Origin of the sequence: Mesorhizobium sp. M8A.F.Ca.ET.021.01.1.1 (genome assembly GCF_003998025.1) — a bacterium.
Taxonomy (GTDB): Bacteria; Pseudomonadota; Alphaproteobacteria; order Rhizobiales; family Rhizobiaceae; genus Mesorhizobium.
Genome location: NZ_RZSJ01000371.1, coordinates 1 through 6,096, shown reverse-complemented (window position 1 = coordinate 6,096; position 6,096 = coordinate 1). Strand labels below are relative to the sequence as shown.

The window sequence follows — 6,096 nt, the reverse complement described above, 5'->3', positions numbered from 1 at the left end:
CTGGAAAACCTGCTCATCGGCATTCCGGGTAAGGCGGGGCGGATCGATCGCGCCGGCGGGCTGGTGCGGCTCGCCGAAATCAGCAGCCAGCACGGGCTGACACTCGACCCCAACCTGCCGGTCTCCGCGCTGTCGGTGGGCGAGCAGCAGCGGCTCGAAATCGTCAAGGCGCTGTTTCGCGGCGCAAGGCTCTTGATCCTCGACGAGCCGACCGCCGTGCTGGCGCCGAGCGAGGTCGACGGGCTGTTTTCGGCGTTGCGGTCGATGGCGGCGCAGGGGCTCGGCATCATCTTCATCTCGCACAAGCTCAACGAGGTGCGGGCGCTGACGCATCGCTGCACCGTGCTGCGGCATGGCCGCGTCGCCGGCCGTGTCGATGATCCGGCAAACACGACGTCGGCTGCAATGGCGCAATTGATGTGCGGCCATGAAATCGTGCCGCCGGCGCGTGGGCCATCGACACCGGGCGCCGATGTGCTGATCCTCGACCGCATTTCGACCTCACGGCATTCGGGCACCGCGTTGCGCGATGTGTCGCTTGTGGTGCGTGCTGGCGAGATTCTCGGCATTGCCGGAGTCTCGGGCAATGGCCAGCGAGCGCTGGCGGAGGTGATCTCGGGCGTGCGCGCGCCCGACAACGGCCAAATGACGATAGCCGGCAAACAGGTCGTGCACTTCTCGCCGCGCGAAGTGCAGGCGCTGGGCCTTGGCCGCATCCCGGAAGACCGCATGACGACGGGGCTGGTCACCAATCTGCCACTCGCCGATTCGATGGTGCTGCCGCGCATCGGCACATCAGCCTTCTCCGCCAGGGGGCTGCTCAAGCCGGATGCGATCCGCGCTTTCGCCGAGGCGCAGATCAAGGCCTATGATATCAGATGTCCCGGGCCGATGACGCGGGCCGGCGCGCTGTCCGGCGGCAATCTGCAGAAGGCGCTGCTGGCGCGCGAGCTTGCCTTTGACCCAAAGGTTCTGATCGTCTCACAGCCGACGCGCGGCCTCGACATTGGCGCGGCCCGTTTCATCCACGAGAAATTCCTCGACATGCGCGCCAAGGGCTGCGGCATCATCGTCATCGGCGAGGATCTGGAGGAACTGATGGTGCTCTGCGACCGCATCGCGGTGATGTATGAGGGCCGCATCGCCGGCACGCTCGACAGCGCCGATGCGAGTGTTGCGCGACTTGGCCTGCTGATGACCGGAGCGGAGGGGAAGGCGTAGCATGGGTTTGCCTCGACGTTTCGCTTGGGAGGTCGGCGCCGCCCCTCACCTGCCTGCCGGCATCCTCTCCCCGTATAGTGACGGGGAGAGGGGCGCTCTCGTCGATGGTTTCGCCAACCATCAACGTCGCGAAAACAGTCGCCGACGTTGCCGCCAGTCCCCTTCTTCCCGTCACTGTACAGGGAGAAGGTGCCGGCAGGCGGATGAGGGGCGGCGCCAACGTTCCGCGGCTAGCCCAAGAGCGGAGGGCCAAGGCTGATGTTTCGCCTCGAAGTCCGGACCTCCACGCCAGCCTGGTTCAACCTGGCACTGCCGTTGCTGGCGATCGCTGCCACGCTCGTCTTGTGCAGCGGCCTGATCGCGCTGGCCGGGGCTGGTGTGTTCGAATCCTATGGCGTCATGTTCACCGCTTCGCTCGGCGACAGCTATGCCATCACCGAAACGCTGGTGCGCGCCGCACCGATGATCTTCACCGGGCTGGCGGTCGCCGTCGCCTTCCGGGCCAAGTTCTGGAACATCGGCGCCGAGGGGCAATTGCTGGCCGGCGCGGTGGCCAGTTGCTTCGTCGGCGCGATCCCGATGCCGGGGCCACTCGCCATGCTGCTGATGGCAATCGCCGGTGCTGCTGCCGGTGCGGCGGTGGCGCTTGTCCCCGCGGCGCTACGGGTCAAATTCAAGGTCGACGACGTCGTCAGTTCGCTGCTCCTCAACTCGGTCATCTACTACGCGTTGATGGCGCTGATCGAAGGGCCGTGGAAGGATAGCTTCAGCGGCTACCCGATCTCGCCGCCGATCGAGGATTCGGCCAATTTTCCGGTGCTGATCGAAGGCACGCGGCTGCATCTCGGCGTCATCGTGGCGCTGGTCGCGGCGCCGCTGATCTGGTTCCTGATCGTGCGCACGACGCTCGGTTTCCGCATCCGCGTCACCGGTGAAAACCCGGAAGCCGCCAGATATGGCGGCATCCATGTCGAGCGAGTGCTGATCTCGACAGCATTGCTTTCCGGCGCGCTGGCCGGCCTTGCCGGTGTCGGCGAGGTCGGCGGCGTGCACTTCCAGGTGATGAGCGATATTTCGCCGGGCTACGGCTATTCCGGCATCGTCGTCGCCATGCTGGCGCGGCTCAACCCGCTCGGCGTGGTGCCGGCGGCGATCTTCCTTGCCGCCGTGATGACCGGTGCGGAAGCGATGTCGCGCGCGACCGGCGTGCCGGCGTTCCTCAGCGACGTCATCCAGGGCACGGCTCTGCTCGCCATGCTGGTCGCGCTGCTGTTCACCGCCTATCGGATCCGCCGCGTCGGGGTCGCCCGATGAGCGCCGTGCTGGAACAGATTTTTCAGGTCGGCTTTCTCGCCGCCATCATCCGCATCGCCACGCCGCTGGCCTTTGCCACGCTCGGCGAAATGTTCTCCGAACGGGCCGGCGTGCTCAATCTCGGCATTGAAGGCATCATGCTGCTATGCGCCATGACCGGCTTCACCGCCACCAGCCTCAGTGGCAGCCTGTGGCTTGGCGTGCTGGTGGCGGTGCTGACCGGCATGCTGATGGGCGCGCTGCATGCGCTGTTCACGGTGGCGCTCGGCCTCAGCCAGCATGTCTGCGGCATCGGCGTGACGCTGTTCTCATCGGGGCTTGCCTATTTCCTCTACCGGCTGATCTTCGGCCAGCAATCGCTGCCGCCGAGCATCAAGGGTTTTCAGACGCTGCCGATACCGGTTCTGTCGGACATTCCGGTTCTCGGGCCGGCGGTGTTCAACCAGTTCGCGCTGGTCTACATGGCGATCCTGGCCATCCCGCTCGCTGCCTTCGTGCTCTACCGCACGCCATGGGGCCTGTCGGTGCGCATGGTCGGCGAGAACCCGCGTGCCGCCGATTCCGCCGGCGTCAGCGTCATTGCCACGCGCTTCCAGGCCGTCATCCTTGGCGGTGCACTGATGGGGCTCGCCGGCGCCTTCCTGTCGATGGCGCAGTTCAACGCCTTCACCTTCGGCGTGGTGTCCGGACGCGGCTGGGTGGCGATCGCGCTGGTCGTGTTCGGCCGCTGGGATCCGTGGCGCTCGGCGGGTGCGGCGCTGCTGTTTGCCTTCGTCGATGCGCTCCAGCTGCGCATGCAAGCGAGCGGGCTCGGGCACATCCCTTACGAGGCGTTCCTGATGCTGCCCTTCATCTTTACGATTGTCGCCATGGCGGTGATGTCGCGCAACGCGGTAGCGCCCTCGGCGCTGCTGAAGCCGTTTCGACGGGAAGAGCGGTAGGCAAGAACCTTCCTGCATCGCGCTAGGGATGCCGCCATGCTGTCTCTGTCGATTGCTCAGATCGATCGATCCCCACAGCAATTTCACACCAATTTTTGGCGGTCAATGAGAAAATAATTCTGCCAATGACCGGAAAATAGCAATCGACAAAGTCTACAAGTTTTATAGATTAACCGGCGAGACGGAGGTCGATATGTCCTATATCCAGAACGCCCAGACCGACAGCAGCGGCCAGAGGCTGGCCAATGCCCAGGGCTTTCGCCCGGCCTACGCCGGCGCTTTCGCCTATCTCGTCTTTGCCCTTGCGTTCGTGTTCACCGGGGCAGTCGTGCTGGGCCTTATTCCCTAAGGCACCGGATCGGCAGGGGTAGCTGCCCCACAGTTGTCAGGCAATCGGAGTTGAATGAACCGGATCCCGGAGCGCTTTCGGGCCTGTGGATTCGCATTTCACAGCATCAGTGATTCCAGTGATGGAGGAGATGACAATGCCGATCGAATTCACGCATGTTCCCGGCAAGACCGCCGACGCGACGGTTCCCTTTTTCTATGACTTCGCAGAGACCGCGACCAAACTCGGGCTGATCGAGGACGGCGGTTTCCAGAAGATCGTCGTCGACGATTCGGCCGGTCTGCTGACCAACATGGATCTTGCCGCCCAGGTGCTCAACCGCACTGCTTCGCTGGAAGTGGTGCTCACCCATTGGGCCGGCGTGATCGAACCGACGGTGGCTGCCCGCCAGTTGGCGTCCATCGACAGGGGGAGCGGCGGACGGCTGGCCCTCAGGATGATCAGCGAGCCGTTGAACGACGACGATGCCGAGACACGGCCGGTCGGACATGGCGTCGTCTGGCAGCGGATCGACGAATATCTGGTGCTGTTGAAGCGGCTGTGGTCGAACGACCGGCCCTTCGACCACGAAGGTGCGTTCTACAGCATCAAGGGTGGTTATATCGAGCGCAAGGGTCCGCATGGCGCCGACCTCGTGATCCGTATGGGCGGGCAATCCGGAACTGCGCTGAAGGTGGCAGGCCGGCATGCCGATGTCTTCGAACTGGCGCCGGGTCCGATCGACGATATCAGGCAATTGATGGAGCGGGCGCGTCGCGCCGCGGCCGAACATGGCCGCGCCGGCAAACTGCGCTTCGCGCTTCCGGTCAGGATCCACCAAGGTGTTTCCGTCGCCGGCCAAAAGACGGTCGACCTCTCCGGGCCTCCGGCCCAGGTCGCGCTGTCGCTGCTTGCCTATGCGGCTCTCGGCATCGATGAGTTCATGGTCATCGGCGTCGACACGCCACACGAGATCGCGACGGCTGGCCGGGAAACCATTGCGTTGCTGCGCAACTCCCTGGCGCGCCGGGAGGCTAACGAATTCCACCACGGAGCTTATGCGCCTGGCGCTGGGCTGGAGACGCGAGCAGTGGGCTGAGGCCCGTCAATCTTCTGTTGCATGATGTCTGCCGGCAAGCCGCGACAGGCCATCGATGACGGCGTCCGAATCGGCCAGCACGCCGAAGACGCCGTCCTCGACCGTCACCATGTGCAACGCCGCTTCATGCGCCTTTTGATCACCGCTAGCGCAGGCGTCCGAAATGGTCAGGCACTGGAAATTGCGGTCACAGGCCTCGCGCAGCGTGGTGTGAACGCAGACATCCGTCGTGCATCCGGAAAACATCAGATGCGTGATGCCTTGCGCGCGCAGCACGAGCTCGAAATCCGTATAGGTGAAGGCGCTGTTGCAGGTCTTGTCTACGATGATGTCGTGCGGTGCGACATCGATCTCCGGAACGATCTGGAAGCCCGCGCCCGAGCGCAGCAGGACGTCGGTGCCGTCGAGACCGGCGCGCTTGCGGCGCCATTTCTCATAGGGCGTCATGTCGGCCATGTCGGCGCGGTAACCCTGCCTGGTGTGGACGATGGTGAGCCCGGCCCTGCGCGCGGCCGCGATCAGGCGGTTCACCGTGGGCAGGATCGCCCGCAGCGGCGAGGGGTCATATCCCTTCCTGGCGAAATAGCCCGTTGTCGACAGGAAATCCTGTTGCAGGTCGATGACGATCAACGCAGTGTTTTGGGCCACCAGCCTGCCATCATAAGGGTAGTCGAAGGGTATTGCCTTGATCATCCGGAGCTCCTTGCCGCCGGATCATTCTAGCGACTTCGCATCGATGCCGCGACACCGGAAGTCCGGTATCGTGCGGTGGATATCGCCGGCGCGGATCGCCCATAATCGGTAACAAGCCGTCACGGCGCTTCAGGGTTTTGACCGGCACATTCCCAAGAGTTGTTGAGTGCCGTTGTCATCTTCAATGTTGACTAGTAAGTTCATGTTTTATAGTCAACCCGGGCACCTGCCTGCCGTAACCAGGATTGGAAAACGGCGGCCGCGCTGGAGAAATGCCATGGCCGGGGCCGAAGCTGATACCCAGACCGCATTCTGGCCGCCGTGAGAGCAAGGAAGAAGCTCGTGTCGAGACATGGTTTGTTGGCGGCGTTGGTCGCATCGGTGATCCTGGCGGCGACCGGCGCGGTGGCCCAGGAGCAACCGGCCGTCGCTGCAGCAGTAGTCGGGGCCCCTGCCGCGCCGGCAGAAGCGGCACAAGCTGCTCCAGCTGTACCGGCACC

The 6,096-nt window shown here is 64.2% G+C and carries 6 protein-coding genes; 5 read left to right on the top strand and 1 reads right to left on the bottom strand.

Annotated features, from left to right (window positions below; all coding sequences use genetic code 11):
* From EOA36_RS24145 to EOA36_RS24120, 5 genes are all read left to right on the top strand, one after another.
* Positions 1 to 1,221, top strand: a 1,221-nt coding sequence (locus EOA36_RS24145) for an ABC transporter ATP-binding protein (RefSeq protein ID WP_145969282.1), incomplete at its 5' end; no start/stop codon positions are given.
* A 258-nt stretch (positions 1,222 to 1,479) separates the two neighbouring features.
* Positions 1,480 to 2,535: an ABC transporter permease gene (locus EOA36_RS24135; RefSeq protein WP_127279727.1), complete on the top strand. Its 1,056-nt coding sequence runs from the start codon at positions 1,480 to 1,482 to the stop codon at positions 2,533 to 2,535.
* Positions 2,532 to 3,476, top strand: coding sequence for an ABC transporter permease (locus EOA36_RS24130; protein ID WP_127279726.1), 945 nt, complete (start codon positions 2,532 to 2,534; stop codon positions 3,474 to 3,476). The genes EOA36_RS24135 and EOA36_RS24130 overlap by 4 nt, the downstream gene beginning before the upstream one ends.
* A gap of 193 nt (positions 3,477 to 3,669) precedes the next feature.
* On the top strand, positions 3,670 to 3,825 hold the full coding sequence (locus EOA36_RS24125) for a hypothetical protein (protein WP_127279725.1): 156 nt from the start codon (positions 3,670 to 3,672) through the stop codon (positions 3,823 to 3,825).
* Positions 3,826 to 3,961: 136 nt separating this feature from the next.
* Positions 3,962 to 4,903 carry an LLM class flavin-dependent oxidoreductase gene (locus tag EOA36_RS24120; RefSeq protein ID WP_127279724.1) on the top strand — a complete coding sequence of 314 codons (942 nt, stop codon included), beginning with the start codon at positions 3,962 to 3,964 and terminating at the stop codon, positions 4,901 to 4,903.
* 6 nt (positions 4,904 to 4,909) lie between these two features.
* On the opposite strand, the gene EOA36_RS24115 is transcribed toward EOA36_RS24120, so the two are convergent.
* Positions 4,910 to 5,596, bottom strand: a complete 687-nt coding sequence (locus tag EOA36_RS24115; protein ID WP_127279723.1) for an isochorismatase family cysteine hydrolase — start codon at positions 5,594 to 5,596, stop codon at positions 4,910 to 4,912.
* Between the last annotated feature and the right edge of the window lie 500 nt (positions 5,597 to 6,096).

What these genes read in the sequence shown, in the direction of transcription:
- EOA36_RS24135 (WP_127279727.1), top strand. Translation starts at nt 1,480, where the DNA reads ATGTTTCGCCTCGAAGTCCGGACCTCCACGCCAGCCTGGTTCAACCTG.
- EOA36_RS24130 (WP_127279726.1), top strand. Translation starts at nt 2,532, where the DNA reads ATGAGCGCCGTGCTGGAACAGATTTTTCAGGTCGGCTTTCTCGCCGCC.
- EOA36_RS24125 (WP_127279725.1), top strand. Translation starts at nt 3,670, where the DNA reads ATGTCCTATATCCAGAACGCCCAGACCGACAGCAGCGGCCAGAGGCTG.
- EOA36_RS24120 (WP_127279724.1), top strand. Translation starts at nt 3,962, where the DNA reads ATGCCGATCGAATTCACGCATGTTCCCGGCAAGACCGCCGACGCGACG.
- EOA36_RS24115 (WP_127279723.1), bottom strand. Translation starts at nt 5,596, where the DNA reads ATGATCAAGGCAATACCCTTCGACTACCCTTATGATGGCAGGCTGGTG.